24 protein-coding genes and 4 tRNA genes are annotated in these 26,355 nt (G+C 71.4%); 10 read left to right on the plus strand and 18 right to left on the minus strand.

Annotation, left to right across the window (positions count from 1 at the left end):
• Window positions 1-24: 24 nt before the first annotated feature.
• The 5 genes from ACYVAG_RS08480 to ACYVAG_RS08500 all read right to left on the minus strand — a co-directional run bounded on the left by ACYVAG_RS08480 (window position 25) and on the right by ACYVAG_RS08500 (window position 4,696).
• Window positions 25-1,854 carry a glycoside hydrolase family 3 protein gene (locus ACYVAG_RS08480; RefSeq protein WP_460768794.1) on the minus strand — a complete coding sequence of 610 codons (1,830 nt, stop codon included), beginning with the start codon at window positions 1,852-1,854 and terminating at the stop codon, window positions 25-27.
• Between the two features lie 183 nt (window positions 1,855-2,037).
• Window positions 2,038-2,125: transfer RNA gene (locus ACYVAG_RS08485), tRNA-Ser, on the minus strand.
• 152 nt (window positions 2,126-2,277) lie between these two features.
• Entirely contained in the window at window positions 2,278-3,462 is a 1,185-nt protein-coding gene (locus tag ACYVAG_RS08490; RefSeq protein WP_460768796.1) for an amino acid aminotransferase, read from the minus strand.
• An 87-nt stretch (window positions 3,463-3,549) separates the two neighbouring features.
• On the minus strand, window positions 3,550-3,984 hold the full coding sequence (locus ACYVAG_RS08495) for a nucleoside deaminase (RefSeq protein ID WP_460769186.1): 435 nt from the start codon (window positions 3,982-3,984) through the stop codon (window positions 3,550-3,552).
• A 46-nt stretch (window positions 3,985-4,030) separates the two neighbouring features.
• On the minus strand, window positions 4,031-4,696 hold the full coding sequence (locus ACYVAG_RS08500; protein ID WP_460768798.1) for a tRNA adenosine deaminase-associated protein: 666 nt from the start codon (window positions 4,694-4,696) through the stop codon (window positions 4,031-4,033).
• Between the two features lie 93 nt (window positions 4,697-4,789).
• Here ACYVAG_RS08500 and ACYVAG_RS08505 point away from each other — a divergent pair, with 93 nt between their 5' ends.
• Together ACYVAG_RS08505 and upp are read left to right on the plus strand one after the other, a co-directional pair.
• On the plus strand, window positions 4,790-5,902 hold the full coding sequence (locus tag ACYVAG_RS08505) for a glutathione S-transferase family protein (protein ID WP_460768800.1): 1,113 nt from the start codon (window positions 4,790-4,792) through the stop codon (window positions 5,900-5,902).
• 37 nt (window positions 5,903-5,939) lie between these two features.
• Entirely contained in the window at window positions 5,940-6,581 is a 642-nt protein-coding gene (gene upp / locus ACYVAG_RS08510) for a uracil phosphoribosyltransferase (RefSeq protein ID WP_460768803.1), read from the plus strand.
• Window positions 6,582-6,599: 18 nt separating this feature from the next.
• Here the strand turns inward: upp and ACYVAG_RS08515 are convergent, their stop codons facing one another.
• Together ACYVAG_RS08515 and ACYVAG_RS08520 are read right to left on the minus strand one after the other, a co-directional pair.
• A complete protein-coding gene (locus ACYVAG_RS08515; protein WP_460768806.1) occupies window positions 6,600-7,490 on the minus strand; it encodes a 1,4-dihydroxy-2-naphthoyl-CoA synthase in 891 nt (296 codons plus the stop codon).
• A gap of 25 nt (window positions 7,491-7,515) precedes the next feature.
• On the minus strand, window positions 7,516-7,740 hold the full coding sequence (locus tag ACYVAG_RS08520; protein WP_460768808.1) for a hypothetical protein: 225 nt from the start codon (window positions 7,738-7,740) through the stop codon (window positions 7,516-7,518).
• A 138-nt stretch (window positions 7,741-7,878) separates the two neighbouring features.
• Between ACYVAG_RS08520 and ACYVAG_RS08525 the strand changes: the two genes are divergently transcribed.
• Window positions 7,879-8,634, plus strand: coding sequence for a hypothetical protein (locus tag ACYVAG_RS08525; protein WP_460768809.1), 756 nt, complete (start codon window positions 7,879-7,881; stop codon window positions 8,632-8,634).
• Between the two features lie 90 nt (window positions 8,635-8,724).
• Window positions 8,725-10,047, plus strand: a complete 1,323-nt coding sequence (locus ACYVAG_RS08530) for a DNA polymerase IV (RefSeq protein WP_460768812.1) — start codon at window positions 8,725-8,727, stop codon at window positions 10,045-10,047.
• A 10-nt stretch (window positions 10,048-10,057) separates the two neighbouring features.
• Here ACYVAG_RS08530 and ACYVAG_RS08535 read toward each other — a convergent pair whose 3' ends face one another.
• The 4 genes from ACYVAG_RS08535 to ACYVAG_RS08550 all read right to left on the minus strand — a co-directional run bounded on the left by ACYVAG_RS08535 (window position 10,058) and on the right by ACYVAG_RS08550 (window position 15,309).
• A complete protein-coding gene (locus ACYVAG_RS08535) occupies window positions 10,058-11,548 on the minus strand; it encodes an MDR family MFS transporter (protein ID WP_460768815.1) in 1,491 nt (496 codons plus the stop codon).
• A 95-nt stretch (window positions 11,549-11,643) separates the two neighbouring features.
• Window positions 11,644-13,116, minus strand: a complete 1,473-nt coding sequence (locus ACYVAG_RS08540; RefSeq protein WP_460768816.1) for a serine/threonine-protein kinase — start codon at window positions 13,114-13,116, stop codon at window positions 11,644-11,646.
• Window positions 13,117-13,160: 44 nt separating this feature from the next.
• On the minus strand, window positions 13,161-14,276 hold the full coding sequence (lgt, locus tag ACYVAG_RS08545) for a prolipoprotein diacylglyceryl transferase (RefSeq protein ID WP_460768818.1): 1,116 nt from the start codon (window positions 14,274-14,276) through the stop codon (window positions 13,161-13,163).
• Between the two features lie 55 nt (window positions 14,277-14,331).
• Window positions 14,332-15,309: an aldo/keto reductase gene (locus ACYVAG_RS08550; RefSeq protein ID WP_460768820.1), complete on the minus strand. Its 978-nt coding sequence runs from the start codon at window positions 15,307-15,309 to the stop codon at window positions 14,332-14,334.
• Window positions 15,310-15,444: 135 nt separating this feature from the next.
• Here ACYVAG_RS08550 and ACYVAG_RS08555 point away from each other — a divergent pair, with 135 nt between their 5' ends.
• Window positions 15,445-16,566 carry a neutral zinc metallopeptidase gene (locus ACYVAG_RS08555; RefSeq protein WP_460768822.1) on the plus strand — a complete coding sequence of 374 codons (1,122 nt, stop codon included), beginning with the start codon at window positions 15,445-15,447 and terminating at the stop codon, window positions 16,564-16,566.
• Window positions 16,567-16,573: 7 nt separating this feature from the next.
• Here ACYVAG_RS08555 and ACYVAG_RS08560 read toward each other — a convergent pair whose 3' ends face one another.
• Window positions 16,574-17,602: a zinc-dependent alcohol dehydrogenase family protein gene (locus ACYVAG_RS08560; protein WP_460768824.1), complete on the minus strand. Its 1,029-nt coding sequence runs from the start codon at window positions 17,600-17,602 to the stop codon at window positions 16,574-16,576.
• Between the two features lie 120 nt (window positions 17,603-17,722).
• Window positions 17,723-17,795: transfer RNA gene (locus tag ACYVAG_RS08565), tRNA-Arg, on the minus strand.
• A 216-nt stretch (window positions 17,796-18,011) separates the two neighbouring features.
• Here ACYVAG_RS08565 and ACYVAG_RS08570 point away from each other — a divergent pair.
• On the plus strand, window positions 18,012-19,823 hold the full coding sequence (locus ACYVAG_RS08570; protein ID WP_460768827.1) for a phosphoenolpyruvate carboxykinase (GTP): 1,812 nt from the start codon (window positions 18,012-18,014) through the stop codon (window positions 19,821-19,823).
• Between the two features lie 113 nt (window positions 19,824-19,936).
• Here the strand turns inward: ACYVAG_RS08570 and ACYVAG_RS08575 are convergent, their stop codons facing one another.
• From ACYVAG_RS08575 to ACYVAG_RS08585, 3 genes are all read right to left on the minus strand, one after another.
• Window positions 19,937-20,059, minus strand: a complete 123-nt coding sequence (locus ACYVAG_RS08575; RefSeq protein ID WP_460768829.1) for a hypothetical protein — start codon at window positions 20,057-20,059, stop codon at window positions 19,937-19,939.
• Window positions 20,060-20,224: 165 nt separating this feature from the next.
• Window positions 20,225-21,004, minus strand: a complete 780-nt coding sequence (gene aqpZ, locus ACYVAG_RS08580) for an aquaporin Z (protein WP_460768832.1) — start codon at window positions 21,002-21,004, stop codon at window positions 20,225-20,227.
• Window positions 21,005-21,094: 90 nt separating this feature from the next.
• Window positions 21,095-21,184 (minus strand) — tRNA-Ser (locus ACYVAG_RS08585).
• Window positions 21,185-21,334: 150 nt separating this feature from the next.
• Between ACYVAG_RS08585 and ACYVAG_RS08590 the strand changes: the two genes are divergently transcribed.
• A complete protein-coding gene (locus tag ACYVAG_RS08590; RefSeq protein WP_460768835.1) occupies window positions 21,335-22,969 on the plus strand; it encodes an LCP family protein in 1,635 nt (544 codons plus the stop codon).
• A 3-nt stretch (window positions 22,970-22,972) separates the two neighbouring features.
• Here the strand turns inward: ACYVAG_RS08590 and ACYVAG_RS08595 are convergent, their stop codons facing one another.
• Window positions 22,973-23,455 (minus strand): hypothetical protein, encoded by a 483-nt coding sequence (locus tag ACYVAG_RS08595; protein ID WP_460768836.1) that lies wholly within the window; start codon window positions 23,453-23,455, stop codon window positions 22,973-22,975.
• Window positions 23,456-23,476: 21 nt separating this feature from the next.
• A tRNA-Ser gene (locus ACYVAG_RS08600) sits at window positions 23,477-23,563 on the minus strand.
• A 101-nt stretch (window positions 23,564-23,664) separates the two neighbouring features.
• On the opposite strand from ACYVAG_RS08600, the gene ACYVAG_RS08605 reads away from it, so the two are divergent.
• From ACYVAG_RS08605 to ACYVAG_RS08615, 3 genes are read left to right on the plus strand one after another with little or no spacing between them, the layout of a single operon-like run.
• On the plus strand, window positions 23,665-24,624 hold the full coding sequence (locus ACYVAG_RS08605) for an NAD(P)H-quinone oxidoreductase (RefSeq protein WP_460769188.1): 960 nt from the start codon (window positions 23,665-23,667) through the stop codon (window positions 24,622-24,624).
• A gap of 25 nt (window positions 24,625-24,649) precedes the next feature.
• Window positions 24,650-25,474 (plus strand): helix-turn-helix domain-containing protein, encoded by an 825-nt coding sequence (locus ACYVAG_RS08610; protein ID WP_460768838.1) that lies wholly within the window; start codon window positions 24,650-24,652, stop codon window positions 25,472-25,474.
• Window positions 25,471-26,328, plus strand: a complete 858-nt coding sequence (locus ACYVAG_RS08615) for an LLM class flavin-dependent oxidoreductase (RefSeq protein WP_460768840.1) — start codon at window positions 25,471-25,473, stop codon at window positions 26,326-26,328. The genes ACYVAG_RS08610 and ACYVAG_RS08615 overlap by 4 nt, the downstream gene beginning before the upstream one ends.
• Window positions 26,329-26,355: the final 27 nt, after the last annotated feature.

Below are 26,355 nucleotides of genomic sequence, written 5' to 3' on the forward strand. Positions count from 1 at the left end.
CTTCGCTGATCAGAGGTGTGGGGCTCAGTAGGTGAGGCCGTGGCCGAACGGATAGAGGACGGTCTTCGGGTCGCCGGCGACCGGGATGTCGACGGGCAGCTTGCCGAGAGGCTTCGACTCGCCGGTCAGGACCCGGACGAGCGACGGCGGCGTGACGGGGCTGTAGGAGTAGGTCGCGACGTAGGTCGGCGCGGCGGTGAAGTACGCGATGTCGTACGGATCGCGGACCGCCACGACGATGACCTGCTTCCCCGTGGCGAGCAGGGCCTTGACGAGTTTCTGCTGGCCGGCCGCCTTGTCGGTGATCGCGGTGTCCCAGGCCTTGTTGGTGAGGACGATGACCGTGTCGACGGCCTGCGCGGCCGTCAGCGTGGCCGCGATCGTCGCGTCGTTCGGAGCCGTGCCGGTCTGTTTCGCGGTCGCGGTGGCCCCGCGGGCGGTGAGCTGGTCGGCGACGAGCTGGGTCGTCGTGAGTCCGTAGCCGGTGACGAGGATCTTCTTCCCCGCCGGCTTCAGCGGGAGGGCCCCCGCGTCGTTCTTGACGATGGTCACGGTGCGGTCCGAGATCGCGGCGGCCTGGGCCTGGTGAGCCGGGATCCCCACCACGGCAGGGATCTGGGCCACCTCGGCAAGGGGCTCGGCGACCATGCCGCGGCGATACTTCATCCGCAGGATGCGGCGCACCTTGGCGTTCAGGTCGTCCTCGGTGAGGCGGCCCGAGTCGAGCGCCGCGTTGATCGCCGCGATCGCCGGCTGGATGTCGGGGCACATCAGCAGCTGGTCACAGCCCGCCTCGAGCGCCTTCACGGCCACCTCGGCGTCGCCGTACTTCTCGCGGACGCCCTTCATCATCAGGCCGTCGGTGATGACGACGCCGTCATAGCCGAGCTCCTCGCGGAGCAGACCCGTGATGACGGGCCGGCTCAGGGTCGCCGGGTCGCCCGACGGGTCGAACGCGGTCATGACGAGGTGGGCGGTCATCACCATGTCGACGCCGCGGGCGATGGCGGCTTTGAAGGGGGGCGCGTCGATGCGGAGCCACTCCTCCTTGGTGTGGGTGATCACCGGCAGGCCCGTGTGGGAGTCGGTCGCCGTGTCGCCGTGGCCCGGGAAGTGCTTGGTGGACGAGGAGACCCGCCCGTCGTTCTGGTAGCCGTCGACCTGGGCCGCGACCATCTCGGCGACCAGCGCGGGATCGGACCCGAAGGCGCGGACGCCGATGACCGGGTTGAGGGCGTTGACATTGACGTCGGACACCGGCGCGAAGTCGACGTTGATGCCGACGGCGCGCAACTCCTTGCCGGTGATCGCGGCGGCCGTGCGGGCGTCGGCGGCGCTGCGGCCCGCGCCGAGCGCCATCGAGCCCGGGAACTGCGTGGCGGGGGGCCCGAAGCGGGTCACGACGCCCTGCTCCTGGTCCGTGGCGATCTGGAGGGGGATGCGTACCTTCTTGTGTCCACCGGAGGCCAGCGCCGCCGACTGCAGCCCGTTGGACAGGCGGGCGACCTGCTCGGGGTTCTTGAAGCTGTCGGTCCAGGCGAAATAGATCACGCCGCCGAGGTGGAACTTCTCGACGATCTTCGCCGGGACGGCCTCGCCGAAGTTCGCGAGGTTGCGCCTGTCGGGCGTCGTCGGGTCGGAACCGAAGACCTCCTGGACGAACAGCTGGCCGATCTTCTGGGCGCGCGTCATGTGGTCGAGCGTCGAGTTGACCCAGCCGTTGATGGCGTTCGGGTTGGTGACGGGCGGCCCGGCGTACGCGCGGGGGGCGCAGGTGAGGCCGGTGCCGACCAGCGCGCTGGCGCCGAGCCCCGCGAGCAGGGAGCGGCGGCTGAGGGAAAGCGAGACGTCCATGGCGAGACTCCATCGTCCGGGGGAAGCCCGGCGGGTGGTTGATACGTTAACCATTTCCGCCGAACTGGCTTGTTGGGGAAACTAACCCACAGACGGCGGGCCCACAAGGGGTTACGCGAAGGATCTCGTGACGCGGGGAGAAATGACGAGGGGCCGGACCCTGATGGATCCGGCCCCTCCGCCTGGCGGTGACGGCGGGATTTGAACCCGCGGTAGGTTTCCCTACACTCGCTTTCGAGGCGAGCTCCTTCGGCCGCTCAGACACGTCACCGTCGAAAGACATTACCGGGTTCGGGTCGGCGACGCCAATCCGCGCTTCGACTCGCTGCGCTCGCTCAGCCAACGCTTCGACTCGCTGCGCTCGCTCAGCCAACGCTTCGACTCGCTGCGCTCGCTCAGCGAACGTGAAGTGGCGGCTCGCGCTCAGACCGCGGCCACCGCCGCGACCACGCGCGCGAGGTTGCCCTCGTTGAGCGCGGCGACGCAGATGCGACCCGAGTCGAGGCCGTAGACGCCGTGGTCGGCGCGCAGCGCCTGCATCTGCTCGGCGGTCAGGCCCGAATAGGAGAACATGCCGTTCTGGGTCGTGATGTAGTCCACGTCCATGTCGGGCCGCGCGGCGCTCAACCCGTCACGGAGGCCCTGGCGCATCGCCTTGATGCGGCCGCGCATGGCGGCCAGCTCGGCCTCCCACTGCGTACGCAGGCCCGCGTCGGTCAGCACGGCCGCGACGATCTGGGCTCCGTGGGTGGGCGGGTTGGAGTAGGTGGTGCGCACGATGATCTTGAGCTGCGACATCACGCGGGCGGCCTCGTCGGCGTCGGCGCAGACGACCGACAGCGCACCGATGCGCTCGCCGTAGAGCGAGAAGGTCTTCGAGAACGAGTTGGTCACGAACGTGGTCACGCCGGCCTCGGCGAACCGGCGTACGACGGCGCCGTCCTCGTCGATGCCCGTCGCGAAGCCCTGGTAGGCCATGTCGAGGATCGGCACGAGGTTGCGCTCCTGGACGACCTCGAGGACCTGGCCCCACTGGTCGGGCGTCAGGTCATAGCCGGTGGGGTTGTGGCAGCAGGCGTGCAGGACGACGACCGTGCGCTCGTCGAGTTCGCGCAGGGTGGCGAGCAGGCCGTCGACGTCGATGGCGCGCGCCGCGGCGTCGTAGTAGGGATAGGTCTCGACGTCGAAGCCCGCGCGGGCGAACAGGGCGCGGTGGTTCTCCCAGCTGGGGTCGGAGATGTAGACCTGCGCGTTGCCGTTGACCGACTTCAGGAAGTCGGCGGCGACCTTGAGCGCACCGGTGCCGCCCAGCGCCTGCACGACCGCGACGCGATCGCGCGGGACGGAGTCGCCGAACACGAGGTCGGCGACGGCGTCGTCGTACGCCTTCAGCCCGTCGATGGGGAGATAGCCGTACGGCTTGCGGTCCTCGGCGAGCCGTTCCTGGGCGACCTTGACGACCTCGAGCAGCGGGACCTTGCCGGACTCGTCGGTGTAGACGCCGACACCGAGGTTCACCTTGTCGGGACGGGAATCGCCGTTGAAGGCCTCGGTGAGGCCGAGGATCGGGTCACGAGGGGCGCGCTCGACGCTGCTCAGGATGCTCATGGGGCAATCCTCGCATCATTCGGCGCGGCCGCGGCCCGCGTACCAGCTCCTCGTCTCGCTGACGCCCGCTCGGCGAGCGGGCGCAGATCAGTTCCGATGACCCGCGAAGAAGTCTCGCAGCAGGGCCCCGCAGTCGTCGGCCCGGAATCCGCCCACGACGTCGGGGCGGTGGTTGAGCCGCGGGTCCCTGACCACGTCGAACAGGGAGGCGATCGCGCCGCCCTTCGGGTCGTAGGCGCCGAAGACCACCCGCGCCACCCGGGCCAGGACCAGGGCACCCGCGCACATCGTGCAGGGCTCGAGCGTGACCACGAGCGTGTGGCCCTCGAGCCGCCACTCCCCCGCGGCCTCGGCCGCCCGGCGCAGCGCCAGCACCTCGGCGTGCGCGGTCGGGTCACCGGTCAGCTCGCGCTCGTTCCCGGCGTACGCCACGGGCAGGCCCTGGGGGTCGAGGACGACCGCGCCGATGGGCACGTCGCCATGGTCGGCGGCGGTGCGGGCCTCGTCGAGGGCGAGGCCCATGGCGTCGTGGAGGCGCACGGCTGGCTCGGGTCCGTGGGCGCCCGGGTCAGTCGTCGAACGCGTCGAGCGCCCGACGGAAGGCGGTGCCGGCCGCCATGCGGTCGGCGATCGTGGCGAGCAGCTCGTCGGTGTCGGAGTCGAGGTCGTCGCACAGCGACTCCATCTCGAACTCGCTCACGCCCACGTCGACGAGGATGCCGAGGTCACCCATCGCGCCGGTGTCGTCGTCGTCCGGGTCGGGGATGTCCTCGCCGAGGAAGTCGGCCACGTCGCGGGCGATGGGCCAGTCGTTGGCCGCCGCGGCGTCGGAGAGCAGCGCCTGGACGTTGGCGCCCCGGACGCGGCAGAGCACGAAGACCTCGTCGGCCAGCGAGACCATGCCGAGCGCGCCGGCGTCGGCCGGCAGGCGGCGGAGCTGGGCGATGAGCTCGTCGAGGTCGTTGGCGAGGTCCTTCGTCAGGGCCGTGCCGACGGGCTGGCCGTCCTCGCGGTGGATCGCGATGACGAGGTCGATGTCCTCGTCGGTCGCGTCCTCGAGGTCGTCGTCGTCATCATCGTCGTCGAAGTCGTCCTCGAGGTCGTCGTCGTCGACGTCCACGGGATCGGCGGGCTTCGCCGTCACCCGCGCGTCGCTCGCCGGCGCGCCGCCCACGGGCGTGCGGCCGCGCAGATCGAACGACTCGTAGTCGTCGTCACTGGTGAAGTCGGTCATCGCTGCCTCCAGGGTCGGTCTCGACGCTCATCGTCGCAGATTCCGGGCGGGGGCACGACCCCAGGGCGGGGCGCACATGGTTGACTTGTCAACATGACCGATCAGGGCGAGCGCAAGCAGGGCGTGTATGTCGACGAGCGCGGGGACTTCACGCGCGACATGAACTATGTGGCCGACCGCGTGGTGGCCGACGCCTCGCCCGGCCAGGACGCCGAGGGCCGCCACCTGTGGCCCGTCGAGGCCGGTCGCTATCGGCTGGTCGCCGCCCGCGCGTGCCCCTGGGCCAACCGCACCGTCATCGCGCGCCGCCTGCTCGGTCTCGAGTCCGCGCTGTCCCTCGGCATGCCCGGACCGACCCACGACGCGCGGTCGTGGACGTTCGACCTCGACCCGGACGGCCTCGACCCCGTCCTGCGCATCCCGCGGCTGAAGGACGCGTACGACGCCCGCATCCCGGACTATCCGCGCGGGATCACGGTCCCGGCGATCGTCGAGGTCGCCAGCGGGAAACTGGTGACCAACGACCACCCGCAGATCATGCAGGACCTCTCGCTCGAGTGGACCGCGCTGCACCGCGACGGCGCCCCCGACCTGTGGCCCGACGCGGTGCGGGACGAGATGGAGGAGGTCATGCAGCTGGTCTTCACCGAGGTCAACAACGGCGTCTACCGCTGCGGCTTCGCGAGCACGCAGAAGGCGTACGAGGCGGCGTACGACCGGCTGTTCACGGCGCTGGACACGCTGGAGGAGCGACTGACCACGCGTCGGTTCCTCATGGGCGAGACGATCACGGAGGCCGACATCCGGCTGTTCACGACGCTCGCGCGCTTCGACCCCGTCTATCACGGCCACTTCAAGTGCAACCGCTCGCGGCTGTCGGAGTTCGACGCGCTGTGGGCGTACGCGCGGGACCTCTATCAGACCCCCGGCTTCGGCGACACGACCGACTTCGTGCAGATCAAGCAGCACTACTACGTGACCCACGGCGACGTGAACCCCACGCGCATCGTGCCCGCGGGACCGGACCTGGCCGACTGGCTGACCCCCCACCGTCGCGAGGAACTGGGCGGCCGCCCGTTCGGCGACGGCACGCCCCCGGGCCCCGTGGCCGCGGGCGAAGAGGTCCCCCACGACCACACGGCCCACGGCACCGGGCGCCCGACCCCGCAGGAGAGCGAGCACGCAAGCGCCAACCTGGAGCGGTAGGCTCGCGGCCCGAGGCAACGACCCCGAGGAGGCCCCCATGGACGTCATCGACGTGTCCCACCCGCTCGTGGAGCACAAGCTCACGCTGCTGCGGGACAGGCGGACCGACTCCGCCACGTTCCGGAGGCTGACCGAGGAGCTCGTGACGCTGCTCGGCTATGAGGCGACGCGTGAGATCCGCGTCCGCGAGCACACCGTGGAGACGCCGGTCACCTCGGCGAAGGGTGTCCACCTCACCTCGCCGCCGCCGCTGGTCGTGCCGATCCTGCGCGCGGGCCTCGGCATGCTCGAAGGCATGACGCGTCTCATCCCGAGCGCCGAGGTCGGCTTCGTCGGCATGGTGCGCGACGAGGAGACCCTTGAGCCGTTCACGTACGCCGAGCGGCTCCCCGCCGACCTGTCGGGCCGCCAGTGCTATGTGCTCGACCCGATGTTGGCCACCGGCGGCTCGCTCGCGGGCACCATCAAGTTCCTCGTCGGCCGCGGCGCCGACCACATCACCTGTATCTGCCTGCTGGCGGCGCCCGAGGGCATCGCGCGGGTCAAGCAGCTGCTCGAGGACCTCGAGGTGCCGTGCACGCTCGTGGTGGCGGCCATCGACGAGAAGCTGAACGAGGTCGGCTACATCGTCCCGGGCCTCGGCGACGCGGGCGACCGCCTGTATGGGCTGGCGCACTGAGGCGTACGCCCTCCGCCCTCAGTAGTAATAGGGGAACGCCGACCAGTCCGGGTCGCGCTTCTCCAGGAAGCTGTCGCGGCCTTCGACCGCCTCGTCGGTCATGTAGGCCAGTCGCGTCGTCTCACCGGCGAACACCTGCTGGCCGACCAGCCCGTCGTCGATGGCGTTGAACGCGTATTTGAGCATGCGCTGCGCCGTCGGCGACTTCTGGCAGATCGCCGCCGCCATCTCGAGGCCGAGGTCTTCGAGGGCGTCGTGGTCGGCCACGCGGTTGACCGTCCCCATCTCGTAGGCCCGCTGGGCGTCGTAGGTCTCGCCCAGGAAGAAGATCTCGCGGGCGACCTTCTGGCCGACCTGCCGGGCGAGGTACGCCGACCCGAACCCGCCGTCGAACGAGCCCACGTCGGCATCGGTCTGCTTGAACCGGGCGTGCTCGCGCGAGGCGATCGTCATGTCACAGACGACGTGGAGCGAGTGTCCGCCGCCGGCGGCCCAGCCGTTGACCATGGCGATGACGACCTTCGGCATGAACCGGATCAGGCGCTGCACCTCGAGGATGTGCAGCCGGCCGGCCCGCGCCGGGTCCACCGTGTCGGCGGTGTCGCCGTCGGCGTACTGGTAGCCCGAGCGACCGCGGATGCGCTGGTCACCGCCGGAACAGAACGCCCAGCCGCCGTCGCGGGGTGACGGCCCGTTGCCGGTGAGCAGCACGCAGCCGATGTCGGAGCTCATGCGGGCGTGGTCGAGCACGCGATAGAGCTCGTCGACGGTGTGGGGGCGGAAGGCGTTGCGGACGTCGGGGCGGTCGAACGCGATGCGGACGGCCGGCACGTGCCTGGCGCGGTGGTAGGTGATGTCGGTGAGGTCGAAGCCGGCGACGGGCTCCCAGAGTTCGGGGTTGAAGGTCACCGCTGCACGATACCGCCGGTGTCCGTCACGCCTCGTCGGCGTCGGCCTCGGACTCCCACCACTTCTCGCGCGACTCCTCGGCCGCGTCGGCCGGGAGGCTCTCGTCGACCTGGGGGCCGGCCGTGTCGGCCGTCGGTGGCTGGCCGGGCTCGGGGGCGTCCTCGGGATGGCTGAGGTCGCCGGACGTGTGCTGCTCGCGCTCCGGCGCGGGGGGCTGCGGGCGGCCGCCGGGCCTGTCGGTGGGGAACATGGAACGCCTCCTCGGATGGGTCTGGCCACAGCGTACGCGGGCTCCCGGGAACAGGGGAATGGCCTCTGGATGAGAACGACGTCATGAATGACGCCACCACTCTTGTTTGTGACGCCATCGCGGCGTAACGTTGACGCCATGGACCTTTCCAAGTACCTCACCGCCGTCGATGAGCATCTGGCCAACGCCACCGCTCTCGCCGACGACAACAGCCAACAGGTGGCGAAGAAGCTGGGCTCCGCGCTCGAGCCCGCCCTTCGCCTCGCGCTGATCGAAGCGGTCGCCGACGCGGCCGCCGAGATCGGCGACGTCATCCCCGGAGGGGTGGAGGTCCGCATGGACGGCCTCACCCCCCGGTTCACCGTCACCGAGGCCGCCACCGACGAGTCGGATGACGACGTCACGGCCGCCTTCGACGCCGACGCCGATGAGGAGCTGGCGCGGGTGTCGCTGCGCCTGCCCCAGTCGGTCAAGGCCAAGATCGACGAACTCGCCGCCGCCGACGGACTGTCGGCCAATGCCTGGCTCACGCACGCCGCCATGGTCCGCATCGCGCGTGTGCAGCGGCGCGGGACCGGCCCGGGCTTCGGTCCGGGCGGGCCCGGCTTCGGACCCGGCGGACCCGGGTTCGGCCCGGGCGGTCCGGGCTTCGGTCCCGGATTCGGCCCGGGGCGCCGCCGCGGCGGACGCCGGGGACCTCGCCCTGAGGGCTTCGAGACCGACGAGGGCTCCGAGCGCCGGGGCCGTCGCGGCCGGCGAGGCGGCTGGGGCCACGAGGACTGTGGGCCCGAGGCCCGTGGACCGGAGCGCCCTGAGGGGCCGCGGTCCCCGGAGCACCCCGACGCCCCCGAGGGTCATCGCCCGCCGCCCCCGCCGCCGGCTCCCGAGGACTGAACCGGCGTACCCCCCGTCGATCCCCGTCGCGCACCGCGGCGGGGATCGCCGCATTCCGCGCTCGCGGGTTCCGGACGGCACAATGGTGCGGTGCGGTCCCGGCCCTCGATCCTCCACCTCGACCTCGACGCGTTCTTCGCGTCGGTCGAGCAGCGCGACAAGCCCAGCCTGCGCGGCAAGCCCGTCGTCGTCGGCGGGATCGGCCAGCGCGGCGTGGTCTCGACGTGCTCCTATGAGGCGCGGGTGTTCGGCGTACGCAGCGCCATGCCGAGCCACGAGGCCCGCCGCCGCTGCCCCCACGCCGCGTTCCTCGCCGGCCGGTTTCCCGCCTATCGCGAGGCCAGCTCTCAGGTGATGGCCATCCTGCGCGCGGTATCACCGCTGGTCGAGCCGTTGAGCCTCGACGAGGCCTTCGTCGACCTCGAGGCCGCGCACGCACCCGTCGACTTCAGCGAGGCCGGGCTGCGCGCGCTCGTGGCGCGCATCAAGGAGGACCTCACCGAGGAGACCGGCGGTCTCACGGCCTCCGTCGGCATCGGCACGTCGAAGTTCATGGCCAAGCTCGCCACCGAGCTCGGCAAGCCCGACGGCTGCCACGTCGTCGCCCCCGGCACCGAGGTGGAGCTCATCGCCCCGATGTCCGTGCGGGCGATCCCGGGCGTCGGGCCGGTCACGATGGAGCGGCTGCAGCGCCTCGGCGTACGCACCATCGCCGACCTGCAGCGCATGGGCCACGCCGAGCTCAGCCGCGAGCTCGGGAAGGCCGCGGGGGCCAACCTGCACGCGCTGGCGCGCGCCCAGGACGACCGTCCGGTCCAGCCCGAGCGCGAGGCGAAGTCGATCTCGGTCGAGGACACGTTCGAGCACGACGAGCGCGACCGGGCGAAGCTGGAGGCGCTGGTGGGACGCGACGCACGCGAGGTGGCCTCACGCATCCGCGCGGGCGATCTGTTCGCGCGCACCATCACCCTGAAGGTGCGGCTCCCGGACTTCACGACCCACACGCGCTCGCGGACGCTGGACGGCGCGACCGACTCCCCCGAGGTGATCGCCCGGGTCGCGCGCGAACTCCTGGCGGCGGTGGACGTGCGCGAGGGCGTACGCCTGCTCGGCGTGGGCGTGGCCGGGCTGACGACGGTGGCCCAGGAGGAGCTGTTCAGCCTCGACCCGGAGGGCGCGGATGCGAGCGCCCCGGACGGCGCCGACGTCGAGGAGGTCGTCGCCGACACCCGCGAGCGGCGCCGTCCGACCACGTGGCTGCCGGGTGTCGACGTCGAGCACGACCAGCACGGCCGCGGCTGGGTGTGGGGCCAGGGGCTGGGCCGGGTCACGGTGCGGTTCGAGACCGCCGAGACCGGGCCGGGACCGGTGCGTACGTTCTCCGCCGACGACCCGGCGCTCCACCTGGCCTAGCCCGCTGGCGTCAGACGCCCGCGCCCACGAGTTCGCGCTCGGGCTCCGCGCCCACCGGCTTCGGCGTACGCAGGAACAGCGCGATCACGATGGCCGCCGAGGCCATCAGCGCGCCGAGACCGAAGGCCAGGTGCAGGCCCTCCAGCTCGGCGGCCATGGCGGGCAGCCCGCGCGTCGCCGCGCCCTTGGCGCCCTCGGCCATCACCGTGATGAGCATGGCGGCTCCGGCGGCACCCGCGACCTGCTGCAGCGTGCCGAGCAGGGCCGACCCGTGGCCGTACTGGTGGGGAGGCAGGGCGTTCAGCGACGAGGTGAACACCGGCGTGAAGATGAACGACAGGGCCAGCGACAGGATGATGTGCTGGGCGAGGAGGATCCAGATCGGCGTGGTCGGGCCGACGCGGGTGAACGAGGCCACCGACAGCGCCAGCACGATGGTCGCGGGGACCACCAGCGGGCGGGCGCCGAAGCGGTCGAACAGGCGGCCGATCAGCGGGCCGAGGAGGCCCATGGACAGCCCGCCGGGGAGCAGCAGCAGGCCGGTCACCATCGTCGACAGCCCGCGCACCTGCTGGAGGTAGATGGGCCACAGAAGGACGACACCCATCAGCGACATGAAGGCGATCATCATGATGGCGATACCGAGGGTGAAGCTGCGGTGGCGGAAGGTCCGCAGGTCGAGCAGGGGGCGGTCGTCGCGCTGCAGCACGACCTGGCGCCACACGAACAGCGCCAGGGCGATCGCGGAGACCGCGAACGCGCCGATCAGGATGGCGGGGCCGCCGTGTCCGCCGCCCTCGCCGATGCGGGAGAGCGCGTACACGAGGCCGCCGAAGCCGAGGGCGGACAGGACGATCGACACGGGGTCGACCGGGGTCGGCTTCGTCTCGCCAACGTTGGTCATGCGGGCGAATCCGAGCCCCCACATGACGAGCGCGATCGGCAGGACGACGAGGAAGATCATGCGCCACGAGGCGAACTGGAGGATGGCGCCCGACAGGGTCGGGCCCATGGCCGGGGCCATCGACATGGCCACCGAGACCAGGCCCATGACCTGGCCGCGGCGGTCGATCGGGACGAGGACGAGGATCGTGGTCATCAACAGCGGCATCATGATCGCGGTGCCGGAGGCCTGGACGACGCGGGCCAGCAGCAGGGGCCAGAAGCTCGGGGCGAAGCCGGCCATGAGCGTGCCGACCGAGAACAGGCCCATGGCGGTCAGGAACACCTGGCGGGTGGTGAGCCGATCCATGATGAAGCCGGACACCGGGATCACGACGGCCATGGTCAACATGAAGCCGGTCGTCAGCCACTGGGCCATCTTGGCGTCGACATGGAGGTCAGACATGAGGGCCGGCAGCGCGACGGCCATGGTGGTCTCGTTGAGGATGACGACGAACGCGGCGCCCAGCAGCAGGCCGATCACGTCCCAGCGGATCTTGACGGGGGTGGTGGGATCGACGGTCTGTGACGAGGCCGCCGCGGTTTCGGGCACGTGCATGGAAGGCTCCAGTGGCTCTGTTCGAGGGTGGGATGGCGCTCGTCGTCGAGCCAGCGTGATCGAAGCTAGCCGATGGAACCGCGCGGCGCCCCCGATTATTCCTCGAGCTGGGTGGCCTCGCGGATCCGTTCGGCCTCGCTCTCGGTGAGCGAGCCCGCCTTCAGGAGCTTGTCCATCGTCTTGTCGAGTTGTTTGGCCTGGTCCTTGGTGCGGTTCTTCAGCGCGACCGCCTGGATCTCGGCGCGGGCATCCTCGTTCGCCACCATGTCGATGGCCTGCTGCAGCGGGTCACCGGTGCCGGGGCTGCGGGTCGAGGTCGGGGCGGAGGACGACCTCGTCTGGCTCGGCGCGGCGGACGTCGGCGGCGCGGTCGTGGCCGGCGCGCTCGACCTGGCCGTCGTGGGGGCCTTCGAGGTCGTCGGCACCTGCGTCGGCTTCGTCGTCGCCGGCGGGCGGTTCGTCGGCGGCACCGAGGGCTGGCTCGGGGCCGACGGGATCGCGCTCGGCGGGGCTGCGGGCGGCACCTGTCGACCGAAGGCCCAGTAGGCCGCCGCGCCGAGGGCCGCGAGCACCAGCAGCCCGACCAGCACGAGTGGCCACGGGGACCGACGCCGCTCGTCGTCGTCGAGTTCGGCGAGCCGCGAGGGCGGGGCCGCCGCGGGAAGCGGGGGCTCGGTCGGCGTCACGGGGAGGACGGCGGTCGCGGCCCGGGTCGCCGCGGGCGGCGCAGCGGCCATCAGCATCGTCGGGGCGTTCGGGTCGCCCTCGAGGGCGCGTACCTGGTCGAGGACCTGCTGGCCCGACGGCCGGTCGGCAGGAGCCTTCGCCAGCAGGCGGTCGACGAGGTCGTCGAGCGCCGGCGGCACGTCGGGGCGGCGCTCGCTCAGCCGTGGCGGCGTGGCGTCGACCTGCTGGGTCGCGACGTGGACGGCGTCGCCGCGGAACGGCGGCTCGCCGGTGAACACCGTGGTGAGGAGGCAGCCCAGGGCATACCAGTCCGACGCCTGCGTCGCGCCGGTGCCGGTGGCCTGCTCCGGAGACATGTACGCGGCCGTCCCCAGCGCGGTCGCCGGGGCCGTGAGGGTGGCCCCCATGCGCTCCGAGAGCTGGGCGATGCCGAAGTCGACCAGCTTGATGCGGTCCTGGTCATACATCACGTTGCCCGGCTTGATGTCGCGGTGGACGACACCGATGGCGTGGGCGGCCATCAGGCCGCGCGTGATCTCGCGGGCAAGGCGGAGGCCCTCGTCGATCGAGAGCGGCCCCTGCTCGCGGATCAACTGGTGGAGGCTCGGACCAGACAGCAGTTCCATCACGAGGAAGGCCATCGACCCGTCGGTGCCGGCGTCGTAGACGTGGACGATGTTGGGGTGATTCAGCCCCGCGGTGGCGACGGCCTCGCGGCGGAACCGCTCGCTGAGGGTCGCGTCGGGGCTGGACAGGTCGACCGTCTTGATCGCGACGATGCGCTCCAGCGTGCGGTCGCGGGCCTTCCAGACCTGACCCATGCCGCCCCCGGCGAGGCGTTCGGTCAGCTCGTAGCGGCCGGCGAGAAGGTCAGGATGCATGGTTCCCATGGTGTCAGAAGGCGATCAGGGGGCAGGGGGATCGGTCAGGCGTCGGCGGCGGTGGAGCCGCGGGGCTTCGGGGCGTCGGGGACAACGGGGTCGGGGTCGGGGTCGGGGCCTTCGACTCGCTCCGCTCGCTCAGGCAACGAGTCCACGGGCGCTCGCTCAGGCAACGAGTCCACGGGCTCGGGCAACGGGTCCACGGGCTCGGGCTCGGGGGCGTCCTTCGTCTCGTCGGACTTGTCCGCCGGCACAGGCTCCGGCTCGTCCCTCGCCTCCAGTGGGTCGTCGTCGGCCAGCGCCGCCTCGATGGCGTCGTCGCCCGACACCGGCGTCGGCGCGTGCCTGTCCGCCCGCTTCGCGAGCCACCACAGCAGGGCGCCACCGATGATCATGGGTACGCAGAGCCACTGGCCCATCGAGAGCCCCAGACCCAGCACGCCCAGGTGGGCGTCGGGTTCGCGGAACCACTCGGCGATGAACCGGAACACGCCATAGCCGAAGACGAAGGCCCCGCTGACCTGGCCGCGGGCACGCTCGCGCCGGGCGTACCACCACAGCAGGCCCGCGAGGAGCAGGCCCTCCATCAGGAACTGATACAGCTGCGAGGGGTGGCGCGGCTCGTTGCCGGCCTGCGGGAAGACCATGGCCCACGGCAGCGACGCCGGCGCCGGCCGCCCCCACAGCTCGCCATTGATGAAGTTGCCGATGCGGCCAGCGGCCAGCCCCGTCGGGACGGCCGGCACGAGCAGGTCGGTGACCTCGAGGAACGGCCGCCTCGCGCGCCAGGCGTACACCAGCAGGGCGACGGCCACGCCGATCGCGCCGCCGTGGAAGCTCATGCCGCCCTGCCAGACGAACAGGATCTCCAGCGGGTGGGTGGCGTAGTAGCCGGGCTTGTAGAACAGGCAGTAGCCCACGCGGCCACCGACGATCACGCCCACGATGGCCGCCAGGAGGATGTCCTCGACGTTCTGGCGGGTCCACCGGGCCGGCTCTGTGATGCGGGCGTACGGCTGGTGGCGCAGGCGTCGAACGAGCAGGTAGTAGCCGAGGGCGAACCCCACGAGATACATCAGCGCATACCAGTGGATCTGGATGGGGCCCAGCCGCAGGGCGACGGGGTCCCACTGCGGGTGGGTCAGTTCGAGGGGCAGCACGAGGCCCCAGTCTGCCCTGTCCCGCCAACCGGCGCACGCGCGCGGCTGACCGCCATCAGAACCCCTCGGGGTCGCGGGCCACGTAGGGGTCCTCGAGCCGCGACAGCTCGGCCTCGGTGAGGGTGAGGGCCAGCGAGTCGACCGCGTCGGTCAGGTGGTGCATCTTCGTCACGCCCACGATGGGCGACGTGACCGCCTCGGCCTGGCGTACCCACGCGAGCGCGACCTGCGCCCGGGACACCCCACGCTCCTCGGCGATGTCGCGCACCGCCTCCACGATCGCCCGGTCACTGTCCTCGCGCTGGGTGAACAGGCCCTGGCCGAACGCGTCGGTGTGCTGGCGCTCGGTGGTCTCGTGCCAGTCGCGGGTGAGCCGGCCGCGGGCCAGCGGGGACCACGGGAGCACGCCGACGCCCGTGGCGAGGCAGTAGGGGTGCATCTCGCGCTCCTCCTCGCGCGACAGGAGCGAGTATTGGTCCTGCATCGACACGAACCGGGTCCACCCGCCGAGGTCGGCCGCGTGTTGCATCTGGGCGAACTGCCACGTCCACATCGACGAGGCGCCGATGTAGCGCGCCTTGCCGGCCTTCACGACGTCATGGAGCGCCTCCATGGTCTCCTCGATCGGCGTGTGGGGGTCGAAGCGATGGATCTGATAGAGGTCGACGTGGTCGGTCTGCAGGCGTCGCAGCGAGTCGTCGATCGCCGTCATGATGTGGCGGCGCGAGAGCCCGGCACCGTTGGGGCCCGCCCACATGCGGCCGTTCACCTTGGTGCAGATGACCACGTCGTCGCGCGAGGCCAGGTCGGCGAGGGCGCGGCCCACGAACTCCTCACTCGTGCCGTCGGAATAGATGTCGGCGGTGTCGAAGGTGGTGATGCCGAGCTCGAGCGCCCGTTCGAAGAAGGGGCGCGCGTCGTCCTCCGGCATGGACCAGGGGTGGGCACCCCGCTCGGAGACCCCGAAGCTCATGCAGCCCAGGGTGATGGCCGAGACCTCGAGACCGCTCGCGCCGACGCGTACGTGTTTCATGGGACCATCCTGCCGCGCCGCTCCGACACTCTTCGCGCCACCCTCGGGCCGAGTCTCGACCTCGGGTGGAGAAATCGTGGGATCGCCTTGGCGGGACCTCTGGAGGCGCACAATACTGGCGTTGAAGGAGAAGCCATGAGCGATCCGCACGCACCGTTCGACCACCCCCGTACGCCGCCCGGCGGCCTCTCCGAACGACCCCGCGGCCTCTACGAGCCGCGGGAGCCCGTGCGCGGCCATGCCGCGCCCCCTCCGGTCGCGTACCCGCCTGTGACGGCCTTCCAGCAGGGTCCCGCGTACGACCCCTATCGCCCCTATGAGACCGACCCGTACGCCCGGCCGCGTCCGGCGCCGAAACGGGGCGGGGCCGGGGCCACGGTTCTTGGGTTCCTCGTGCCGACCGTCGTCGCCGCGGCCGTGGCGACGCAGGCGCTCATCCAGCAGCCGGCGCTCGGCCTCGACCCCGATCCCGCCACCCCCGCACCGGGCGCGTCCGCCTCCCCGACGCCGACCCCCTCCCCCACGCCCACCGGCCCGCAGGCCCCGCAGGCCGCGCGACCCGAGGTGGACGACCTCGGCAAGACCAACCCCCTGTACGCCGTCACGATGCCGCCGAAGACGACCTGCGACGGGTTCAGGGCGAAGACCGGGACGCTGAAGAGCACCGAGCTGCACGGCTATCTGGACGGCATGCTGACGTGCCTCATGACGATCCACGGCGAACCGCTGAAGGCCAGGGGCATCGAGGTGCGGCGCCCCGCACTCCGGTCGGAGGACGACCTCGGGCGCAGCACGTGCCGGCAGGACGAGGAGATGGACAGCTGGGCCGGCCTCTATTGCGCCAGCGACAACACCATCTATTACCGCAAGGACACCGCGAAATATTCCGCGCTGGAGCACCAGCTCGTGATGACCCACGAGTTCTCCCATCACCTGCAGCGCGAGGCCGGCATCGTCAGCCCCTACGAGCAGCGCGACGGGGACGAGGAGGCCAACCTCCTCCTCGAGCGCCGCATCGAGCTGCAGGCCACCTGCATGTCGGGCGCCATGCTGGCCGGTGCGTGGAGCCCGCTGAAGATCCCGAAGGCCCAGTGGAACCAGTTCCTCGACTCGATGGACGACAGCATTCCGCCGGAGTGGCAGCGTACGCACGGCACGGGCGCGGCGCAGGCACGCTGGACGAAGGCCTCGACGGGTTCGGCGACGGCCTACCAGGGCTGCAACACGTGGGCGGCAGTTCCCGCGGACGTGAAGTGAGTCGGGGCTAGCCCGGTTCGATCACCGTCACCCCGCCCTGCCGCTGCTCCCCCAGCGCGGCGAGGGCCGCGGGCGCCTCGTCGAGCCTGATCCGCCGCCCGACCAGGCGGTCCAGGGGGATCGCCCGCTCCTCCACGAGCGCGAGCATCGCCGGATAGTCCTTGGCCGCGAGGCCGTGCGTGCCGTGGATGGACAACTCGTGGGCGATGACGATGTCCATCGGCAGCGCGGGCGACGCGTCCCCGGCCAGCAGCAGCCCGGCCTGCACATGCGTGCCGCGGCGGCGCAGGCTGCGGATGGACGCGGCGGCGAGCTCGGGGCGGCCGAGGGCATCCATGCCGAGGTGGACGCCGCCGCCGGACAGCTCGCGGATCTCGGCCACGGTGTCGTCGCCCCAGCGCAGGGGGATCGCGCCGAACTCGGCGGCGCGGTCCAGCGCCTCGTCGGCGACGTCGACCGCGATCGCCCGGGCGCCCAACGCCCGGCCGATCAGCACGGCCGAGAGTCCGACGCCGCCGGCGCCGAAGACGGCGACCCAGTCGCCCGCGCCGACGGGGTGGTGGCCCACCAGACCGCGGTACGCCGTGGCGAACCGGCAGCCGAGCGACGCGGCGGTGGCGAAGTCGATGGTGTCGGGGAGGGGGACGAGATTGGCGTCGGCGTGGTGGACGACCACCCGCTCGGCGAACGAGCCCGGGCCGGTGAACCCGGGTTGGGTCTGATCGGGGCAGACCTGCGGGTCTCCCCCACGGCAGTAGGAGCAGCCGCCGCAGCCGCACACGAACGGCGCGGTGACGCGTTGGCCGGGTCGGTGACCGGTGACGGCCGGGCCGACCTCGACGACAACCCCGGCGAACTCGTGGCCCGGGATGTGCGGCAGCGGCACGTCCTCGCGGCCCTGCCAGGCGTGCCAGTCGGACCGGCACAGGCCGGTGGCGGCCACCTCGACGACCACTCCGTGGTCGGGGCAGCGGGGTTCGGGCACCTCGCGCACCTCGGGCATCGCCCTGGGCGCGTCATAGACGACGGCTCGCATGGAGCCAGCATGGCACTGCGCGCCGGGCGGTGGCGACGCCGCGTACGCCGCCTGTGTTCTGAGCGCGGAACGCCAGCAGGCCCCGGCGTGAACCGGGGCCTGCTGGTGTGGTGCGATCTGCGCGCTCGGAGGGATTCGAACCCCCAACCTTCTGATCCGTAGTCAGATGCTCTATCCGTTAAGCTACGAGCGCCTGGTCGAACCCGCGGGTTGACCGAGAGATAACTCTAGACCACCCTCCCCCGTCTCGCCAAATCACTTCCCCGCCGAGCTGGGACCGGACGTGACCCCGGGTCAGTTCCGTGAGGAGGATCACTCGCTGAGTATCCCGTTTGGGTTAATACCACTGCCCCCAGTGGGCTACATTCAGACCACTCATCCACTGGTCTACCCGCAGGAGTACACCGTCGTGACTGCCACCGTTGCATCGAACGCGCCCACCACCCACAAGGAGCTGTTGGCCTGGGTGGAGGAGGTCGCGTCCCTGACCAAGCCCGAGGCCGTCCGCTGGAGCGACGGCTCCGAGGCCGAGTGGAAGGAGCTGACCGACCAGATGGTGGCGGCCGGCACCCTCGTCCGCCTCGACGAGCGCGCCAAGCCGAACTCCTTCTACACCAAGAGCTCCCCGTCCGACGTCGCGCGCGTCGAGGACCAGACCTTCATCTGCACCGAGACCGAGGAAGGCGCTGGCCCCACCAACAACTGGCGCGACCCCGCCGAGATGAAGTCGACGATGACCGAGCTGTTCGACGGCTGCATGCGCGGCCGGACGATGTATGTCATGCCCTTCTGCATGGGACCCCTGGACGCCGACGACCCGAAGTTCGGCGTCGAGATCTCCGACTCGGAATATGTCGTCCTCAACATGAAGATCATGACGCGCATGGGTGCCGACGCCCTCGCGGCGATGGGTGACGACAAGCCCTTCGTGAAGTGCCTCCACTCGGTCGGCGCCCCGCTGGCCGAGGGCGAGCAGGACGTCCCGTGGCCCTGCAACGACACCAAGTACATCTCCCACTTCCCCGAGACGCGCGAGGTCTGGTCCTTCGGCTCCGGCTACGGCGGCAACGCGCTGCTCGGCAAGAAGTGCTACGCGCTGCGCATCGCCTCGGCCATGGCCCACGACGAGGGCTGGCTCGCCGAACACATGCTGATCCTCAAGCTCACGAATCCCGAGGGCCGCAGCTTCGTCATCTGCGCCGCGTTCCCCTCGGCGTGCGGCAAGACGAACCTCGCGATGCTGGAGCCGACCATTCCCGGCTGGAAGGTCGAGACCCTCGGCGACGACATCTCGTGGATGCGGTTCGGCGAGGACGGCCGCCTGTACGCGGTGAACCCGGAGAACGGCTTCTTCGGCGTCGCGCCCGGCACGGGCTACGGCACCAACCCCAACGCGATGCGCACCATCGAGAAGGGCAACTCGATCTTCACCAACGTCGCCCTGACCGATCATGGCGACGTGTGGTGGGAGGGCATGACCGAGGTCAAGCCCAAGCACCTCACCGACTGGCACGGCAACTCGTGGACGCCGGAGGACGGCACCAAGGCCGCCCACCCGAACTCGCGTTTCACCACGCCGATCGACCAGTGCCCGATCCTGTCGGAGGACTTCAACAACCCCAAGGGCGTCCCCGTCGACGCGATCCTGTTCGGCGGGCGTCGCGCGACCACGGTCCCGCTGGTTGCCCAGGCCCGCGACTGGAAGCACGGCACGTTCATGGGCGCGACGGTCTCCTCGGAGACCACCGCCGCCGCGACGGGTGCTGTCGGCGTCGTACGCCGCGACCCGATGGCCATGCTGCCCTTCATCGGCTACAACGCCGGTGACTACCTGCAGCACTGGGTCAACGTCGGCGAGAAGGGCGGCGACAAGATGCCCGGCGTCTTCTACGTGAACTGGTTCCGCAAGTCCGACGAGGGCGACTTCCTGTGGCCGGGCTTCGGCGACAACAGCCGCGTACTCAAATGGATCTGCGATCGCCTCGAGGGCAAGGTCGACGCCGTCGAGACCGTCGCCGGCCTGGTGCCGACCGAGGGCGGGCTCGACCTCGACGGCCTGTCGATCTCCGAGGCCGACTACGAGGCCGCGACGAAGGTCGACAAGGAGGAGTGGAGGCAGGAGGTGCCGCTCATCGAGGAGTGGTTCGCGAAGTTCGGCGACAAGCTCCCGACCTCGCTCGCCGATGAGCTCGAGACGCTGAAGAAGGGCCTGCAGGCCTGATGTGACGCGCGAAGGGGCCCCGATCGTCGGATCAGGGCCCCTTCTGCTGTCCTGACCGCGCGGATGGCGAGCAGATGCCGGGAGTACGCCGCACCAGGTCGCCACCCGCCCGGTCAGCAACGCGGACAGAGCAGGCGTACGCCCTCCCAGCCCCGCGTACGCAGCACCTTCGCGACCTGTCGGGACGTCGCGCAGGCGCGGCCGACCGAATCGACCCAGCCATAGCGCAGGGACAACAGGCCGTCGGCGGCGTTGGCGTTCTCGCGCCGAGCGTCGCGGAACGCCCCATCACCTTCGTGGCCGAGCCTGCGGGAGTACGCGGCACCAGGTCGCCACCCACCCGGTCAGCGCACGAAAAGGGGCCCGGTCGTGGCGACCGGGCCCCTTCTGCGTGGCGAAACTCAGGCGTTCGCGTTCTGCAGTGCCACCTCGTCCTCGCCCTCCGGGGCGGGGTCAGCCGCGTGGAGCCATGCGTACGACGCCCCCGCGAGGACAGCACCGACGATCGGAGCGACGAAGAACAGCCAGACCTGGCCGAGCGCCGCCGGGTTGAACACCGCGACGCCCAGCGAGCGGGCCGGGTTGACCGACGTGTTGGTGACCGGGATGGACACCAGGTGGATCAGCGTCAGCGCCAGGCCGATGGCGATCGGCGCGAAACCCTGCCACGCGCGGTCATCGGTCGAGCCGAGGATGACGTAGAGGAAGATCGCCGTCAGCACGACCTCGAGCACCAGGCATGCCAAGAGGCTGTAACCGCCGGGCGACAGCGTGCCGTAGCCGTTGGTCGCGAACGATCCGGCCGACCCGTCGATCGCGAAGCCGTCCTTGCCCGACGCCACGAGATAGAGCACCGCACCGGCGGCGACGCCGGCGACGAGCTGGGTCACGATGTAGGGCAGCACGGCCTTCGCCTCGACCCGCTTTGCCGCGAACAGGCCGAGGGTCACCGCCGGGTTGAAGTGGCCGCCGGAGATGTGGCCGACGGCGTACGCCGCGGTCAGCACCGACAGGCCGAAGGCGAGGGCGACACCGACGAAGCCGATGCCGAGTTGGGTCTTGTTGGCGTCATCGGTCAGCACCTTGGCGGCGAGGACGGCGGAACCGCAGCCGCCGAACACCAGCCAGAAGGTGCCGAGGAACTCCGCCCAGAGGCGGGCGCGCATGGGTGGGTTGGTCATGGTTTCGATCTCCCTGTGAGGTGGGGAAGTTCCCGACGGGGTGCGGGAACGACGATCGCCGGCCCAGACGAGCTGGACCGGCGATGTCCGCGGAGGCGGCGGGATTTGAACCCGCGATGGGCGATAAACCCAAACCCACTTAGCAGGCGGGCGCCATAGACCGGACTAGGCGACGCCTCCCCGGGGCCGAAGCCCGAGAGCAGAGTCTAGCCATTCGGGCGGACCCTCGCCACCGCGCAACCCGCGTACGCGGGGCTCCGCCGGTCGCGCAGCAGTCGGTCGCGCGACCACCCCGGGGGTAGGATCTGCGCAGCACTGAAGAGGAGCCCCATGAGCCAACAGCCAACACGACCCCGCCGGGTGGCCGGCCGGGTCGGGCGTCAGCGCACGTTCCGTGAGGCTGCCGGCTGGACCGCGCTCGGGACCTACCTGCCGGGCCTCGGGTTGATCCGCGCCGGACTGCGACGGCTCGGCGCCGTGCCGCTCGGGGTCTTCGCCGGACTCGTGCTGCTGCTCGTCGGGTGGGCCCTGGTGGACCGCAACTCGCTGCTGAAGCTCGGCGTCAACGCCGACTTCCTCTGGGCCCTGGTCGTGGTGCTGCCCCTGGTCGCGCTGGCCTGGGCCGCGCTCGTGGTGGTGAGCCATCTCCGGCTGCGGCCCGAGCGGATCACCCAGGCCCAGCGCGGCATCGGGGCGGCCCTGGTCGGGCTGCTGTGTTTCTCGATCACCGCCCCCCTCGCGGTCGCGGCGCGCTATTCCTTCGACCAGGCCTCCCTGCTGTCGTCGATCTTCAGGCGCGGCAGCGACATCCGTTCGGGCACCGCCCCGAAGATGGACGGTCGGGACCCCTGGAAGAACAAGGCGCGGGTCAACATCCTGCTGCTGGGCGGCGACTACGACAAGGACCGCACGGGCACGCGTACGGACACGGTCATCGTGGCGAGCATCGACACGAAGACCGGCGACACCGTGCTGATCTCGCTGCCCCGCAACGCGACCCGGGTTCCGTTCCCGGCCGACTCGCCGCTGCACCAGTACTATCCCGACGGTTTCAACGACAGCGAGCAGAACCTCCTCAACGAGGTCTATGAGAGCGTCCCCGAGAACGTGCCGGCCGACGTGCTGGGACCGACCGACAACCTGGGTGCCGACGCGCTGAAGCTCGCGGTCGGCGAGGCGACGGGGCTGAAGCTCGACTACTACGTGCTGCTGGAGCTGCAGGGGTTCCACAAGCTGCTCGACGCGCTGGGAGGTGTGACGGTCAACATCAACACCTGGGTCGCGATCGGCGGCGACACCTCGCTCGGCATCAAGCCCGCCGGCGCCCTGCGCCCCGGCCCGAACCAGAAGCTCAACGGCTCGCAGGCGATGTGGTTCGCCCGTGGCCGCTATGGCGCGGACGACTTCCAGCGCATGGACCGCCAGCGCTGCGTCATCGACGCCGTGATCAAGCAGGCGAACCCCGCCCAGATGCTCACCCACTACGAGGAGATCGCGCGCTCGTCGCGTGACCTGGTGAAGACCGACATGCCGTCGGAGATCCTGCCGGCGATGGTGGACCTGTCGATGCGGGTGAAGAACGGGAAGTCCAAGTCGCTGGTGTTCAAGCACGGCGTCGACGGCTTCTTCTCCGGCAACGTCGACTGGAACCTCGTCCGCGCCCGCTCGCTGGCGGCCGTGGCGCCGAAGGCGCCGGCCGCCCCGAGCCAGGCGCCGCAGCCCCAGCAGCCGAGCAAGGAAGGCCCGCAGCAGCCGACCCAGGCGCCGACCTCGCAGGCTCCGACGACGGCCCCCACCCGGGGGGCGACGAGCCAGCCGCCGGCGCCCAGCGCCCCTGCCGGCACCGCGCCCCCCGCTCCCACTCCCCCTCCCGCCGGCCCCCCGCCCGAGGACCTGTCCTTCTCGTGCGAGTTCAAGCCGGAGATCGCGGCCGCGCAGCCGCCGCGCCCGCCCTGGGAGATGTGAGCCTCAGCCCCGGCGACTGGCCTCGAGCCGCCGCGTGAGGTCGGCGACGAGCTCACCCATCTCGGGGTCGTCGTGGCCCAGCGGCGTCATGACGTGGTCGACCGACTCGTCACGGTGGACGAAGCTCAGCCGGTGGCCCGTGTCGGACGCGGTGACCTTCACGGTCTCGGCCCACGTGCCTTGGCGTACGCCGGCCGGCGTGCGGAAGGAATAGCCGGTGGGGGTCAGTTCGGCCCGCACCCGCATGCGCACCATGGTGGCCACCGCGACCGCGAGCAGGGCGACCCCCGCGGCGGCGAGGACGCCGCCCAGGACCAGCACCACGAGGGGCCAGCCGTTGCGGCTCGAGGCGACGAGGACCACGGCGCCCAGCACGCTGAGCACGGCGGCGATCAGGAACGCCCGGACCGGCGGCGCGGGACGCAGCAGGTGGACGGTGACGTCGGGGGCGGTGATGGCCCCGGCGGTCGTGGAGCTCTCGGTCATCGGGGGCCTTTCGGTCGTCGGCGGCGAGAGTGGGATTCGAACCCACGGAACGGTCGCCCGCTCGGCCGCTTTCAAGGCGGCTGCACTAGTCCACTATGCGATCTCGCCGTGCCCGTCCTGCGGACCGGGCGGCAGCCCATCCTAGCCCACCTGCCCGGCCCACTCCCGTCCGTGTCAGTCGGTCGATCTAGGCTGCAGGCATGGAACAGATGCGCGCAGTCGAACGCTCCGGCGACGGTGGGCCGGAGGTCCTCGCCCTCGGTCAGGCCGACGCCCCCCGCCCCGCTGCGGGCCAGGTGCTCATCCGCGTGGCCGCCGCGGGCGTCAATCGCGCCGACGTGATGCAGCGCAATGGCTTCTATCCCCCGCCGCCCGGCGAGTCCGACATCCTCGGCCTGGAGGTGTCCGGCACCATGGCCGACGCCAACGGCTGCGACGGCTGGTCCGAGGGGGACGAGTGCGTGGCGCTGCTGGCGGGCGGTGGGTACGCGGAGCTGGTCGCCGTCGACGCCCGGCAGGTCCTCCCCCCGCCGCCCGGCGTCGACCTCGTCACCGCCGCCGGCGTGCTCGAGGTGGCCGCCACCGTGGTCTCGAACCTCGGCCTCGCCAGGCTCGGCGAGGGCGACCTCTTCCTCGTCCACGGCGGCGCGGGGGGCATCGGCTCGTTCGCGATCCCGTACGCGAAGTCGATCGGCGCCACGGTGGCCACGACGGCGGGGTCGGCCGAGAAGCTCGACTTCTGCCGCGAGTTGGGCGCCGACCACGCGATCGACTACCACGACGACTGGCAGGCGGCGATCGCCGATCTCGGCGGAGCCGACGTGATCCTCGACAACATGGGCGCGAAATATCTGATGCCGAACGTCCAGGCGCTCGCCGAGGACGGCCGACTGCTCATCATCGGCCTGATGGGCGGCCGCAAGGCCGAGCTCGACCTGAACGTGCTGCTCCAGAAGCGTGGCTCGGTCATCTCGACCAGCCTCCGCTCCCGCCCCGCCGACCAGAAGGCCGCGATCTGCGCCGCCGTCGCCGAACGGGTCTGGCCGAAGATCGCCGACGGCACGATCCGGACGGCCCCCACGAAGGTGTTCGACGCCGCCGACGTGGCCGCGGCCCACACCTACTTCGACTCCGGCGACCACCGGGGCAAGCTCGTGCTGCGGTTCTGAGCGCGACGCCCACCCCCGCGCGACCATGACCGAGATCAGACCCGAGGTGCTTGCGGCCCTGCGCTTCCTCGAGACCCGCGTGGCCGAGCCGACGACGCTCGCCGACGTGGCCGACGAGGTCGGCTACAGCCGCTTCCATCTCGCGCGCGCGTTCAGCGCGACCGTCGGGGTGGCGCCCATGGCCTACCTGGCCGCGCGGCGCTTCCTGACCGCACGCCGGATGCTCGTCGAGTGCGACGCGAAGGTCGTCGACATCTGCATGGAGGTGGGATTCTCCTCCCTCGGCACCTTCACGCGACGCTTCACCGACGAGGTCGGCGTGACCCCGTCGGCGTTCCGGTCGCTCCCTGATCGGCTTGCCGACGCGCCGCCCCGCACCGGCCACCTGCCCGGCGTCGACCTGCGCGGCGGCCGCGTCGAGGCGGTCGTCGACTGGGCCCCGTCGGCCAGCCACGCGACCAACCACTGCGTGTACGCGGGCCTGTTCCCCGCCCGCGCCGCCCGCGGCCTCCCGGTGGCGGGCTCCCTCCTCGAGCCCGGCGGCCCGACGCTGGTCCTCACCGACGTCCCGCCCGGGTCGTGGTGGCTGTTGGCGGCTGCCCTGCCCGTCGACGACCCGCTCGCCCAGCTCGTGCCGAGGCGCCCGATCACCGGCGGCGTGCCCCACCCCATTTCGGTCCGCCCCGGGGCGACCTCGTCCACGCGCGTCACCCTGCGGGCGCCCGAACACTGGGAGACCCCCATCACCGTCGCCCTGCCCGCCCTCACCTCGCTGTGTGGTCCCGAGCCCGTCCGCCCGCTCATGCCGTTGCCGGCTCCCCGCACCGACATGGTCGGGGGCCGGGGGTGACGGGCGACGTGCAGGTCGGGGTCTGCGTACTCCCCGAACATCCCCTCCGCGAGACCGCCCGCGCGTTCGCCCACGTCGAGGAGCTGGGCTTCGACCACGGCTGGACCTACGACCACCTGGTGTGGCGCGGCCTGCCCGACGCGCCGTGGCACTCGACGACCGTCACCCTCGCGGGCGCCGCGCTCGCCACCTCCACGCTCCCGCTCGGCACGTGGGTGTCCTCGCCGAACTTCCGCCACCCCGTCACGTGGGCGCGCGACCTCGTCAGCCTGCAGGAACTGTCGGGCGGCCGCCTGCTGTGCGGGGTCGGCTCGGGCGGGTCCCCCGACGCGGAACTCCTCGGCGACGACCTCGACGTGCGGGGGCGTACGCGACGCTTCCACGAGTTCGTGCGCGTGCTGCGGCGCGCCCTCGACGAGCCGACCCTCGACCACGAGGGCGACCACTACACCGTGCGCGGCTATCGCAACGTGGCCGCCGCCGGCGTGGCCCGCGTACCCCTGCTCGTCGCCGCGAGCGGGCCGCGCGGCGTGCGGCTGGCGGCCGAGGTGGGCGACGGGTGGATCACCCAGGGCGCGGGGGGCCACGACCTCGACGCGTGGTGGCGCCACAACCGCGATCTCGCCGAGCAGTACGCCGACGCCGGCGGAACCGGTCGCCGCCTGCTCAGCCTCGACACCGCCCCCACGTTCAGCCTCGCGTCGGCGGAGTTCTTCCGCGACCAGGTCGGCCGCGCCGGCGAGGCGGGGTTCACCGACGTCGTGACCCACTGGCCCCGGCCGTCCGACCCGTACGCCGGCGCGCTGGCCACGCTCGAGGCCGTCGCCCCCGGGGGACAGCCGACGCCCCGATAACGAATGGTTCTTGTCGGTCCCGCTCAC

The organism is Mariniluteicoccus flavus (assembly GCF_054776655.1).

Coding starts and splice junctions, on each gene's coding strand:
- ACYVAG_RS08480 (WP_460768794.1), bottom strand. CDS start 1,854: ATGGACGTCTCGCTTTCCCTCAGCCGCCGCTCCCTGCTCGCGGGGCTC.
- ACYVAG_RS08490 (WP_460768796.1), bottom strand. CDS start 3,462: ATGAGCATCCTGAGCAGCGTCGAGCGCGCCCCTCGTGACCCGATCCTC.
- ACYVAG_RS08495 (WP_460769186.1), bottom strand. CDS start 3,984: ATGGGCCTCGCCCTCGACGAGGCCCGCACCGCCGCCGACCATGGCGAC.
- ACYVAG_RS08500 (WP_460768798.1), bottom strand. CDS start 4,696: ATGACCGACTTCACCAGTGACGACGACTACGAGTCGTTCGATCTGCGC.
- ACYVAG_RS08505 (WP_460768800.1), top strand. CDS start 4,790: ATGACCGATCAGGGCGAGCGCAAGCAGGGCGTGTATGTCGACGAGCGC.
- upp (WP_460768803.1), top strand. CDS start 5,940: ATGGACGTCATCGACGTGTCCCACCCGCTCGTGGAGCACAAGCTCACG.
- ACYVAG_RS08520 (WP_460768808.1), bottom strand. CDS start 7,740: ATGTTCCCCACCGACAGGCCCGGCGGCCGCCCGCAGCCCCCCGCGCCG.
- ACYVAG_RS08525 (WP_460768809.1), top strand. CDS start 7,879: ATGGACCTTTCCAAGTACCTCACCGCCGTCGATGAGCATCTGGCCAAC.
- ACYVAG_RS08535 (WP_460768815.1), bottom strand. CDS start 11,548: ATGCACGTGCCCGAAACCGCGGCGGCCTCGTCACAGACCGTCGATCCC.
- ACYVAG_RS08540 (WP_460768816.1), bottom strand. CDS start 13,116: ATGCATCCTGACCTTCTCGCCGGCCGCTACGAGCTGACCGAACGCCTC.
- ACYVAG_RS08550 (WP_460768820.1), bottom strand. CDS start 15,309: ATGAAACACGTACGCGTCGGCGCGAGCGGTCTCGAGGTCTCGGCCATC.
- ACYVAG_RS08555 (WP_460768822.1), top strand. CDS start 15,445: ATGAGCGATCCGCACGCACCGTTCGACCACCCCCGTACGCCGCCCGGC.
- ACYVAG_RS08560 (WP_460768824.1), bottom strand. CDS start 17,602: ATGCGAGCCGTCGTCTATGACGCGCCCAGGGCGATGCCCGAGGTGCGC.
- aqpZ (WP_460768832.1), bottom strand. CDS start 21,004: ATGACCAACCCACCCATGCGCGCCCGCCTCTGGGCGGAGTTCCTCGGC.
- ACYVAG_RS08590 (WP_460768835.1), top strand. CDS start 21,335: ATGAGCCAACAGCCAACACGACCCCGCCGGGTGGCCGGCCGGGTCGGG.
- ACYVAG_RS08595 (WP_460768836.1), bottom strand. CDS start 23,455: ATGACCGAGAGCTCCACGACCGCCGGGGCCATCACCGCCCCCGACGTC.
- ACYVAG_RS08605 (WP_460769188.1), top strand. CDS start 23,665: ATGCGCGCAGTCGAACGCTCCGGCGACGGTGGGCCGGAGGTCCTCGCC.
- ACYVAG_RS08610 (WP_460768838.1), top strand. CDS start 24,650: ATGACCGAGATCAGACCCGAGGTGCTTGCGGCCCTGCGCTTCCTCGAG.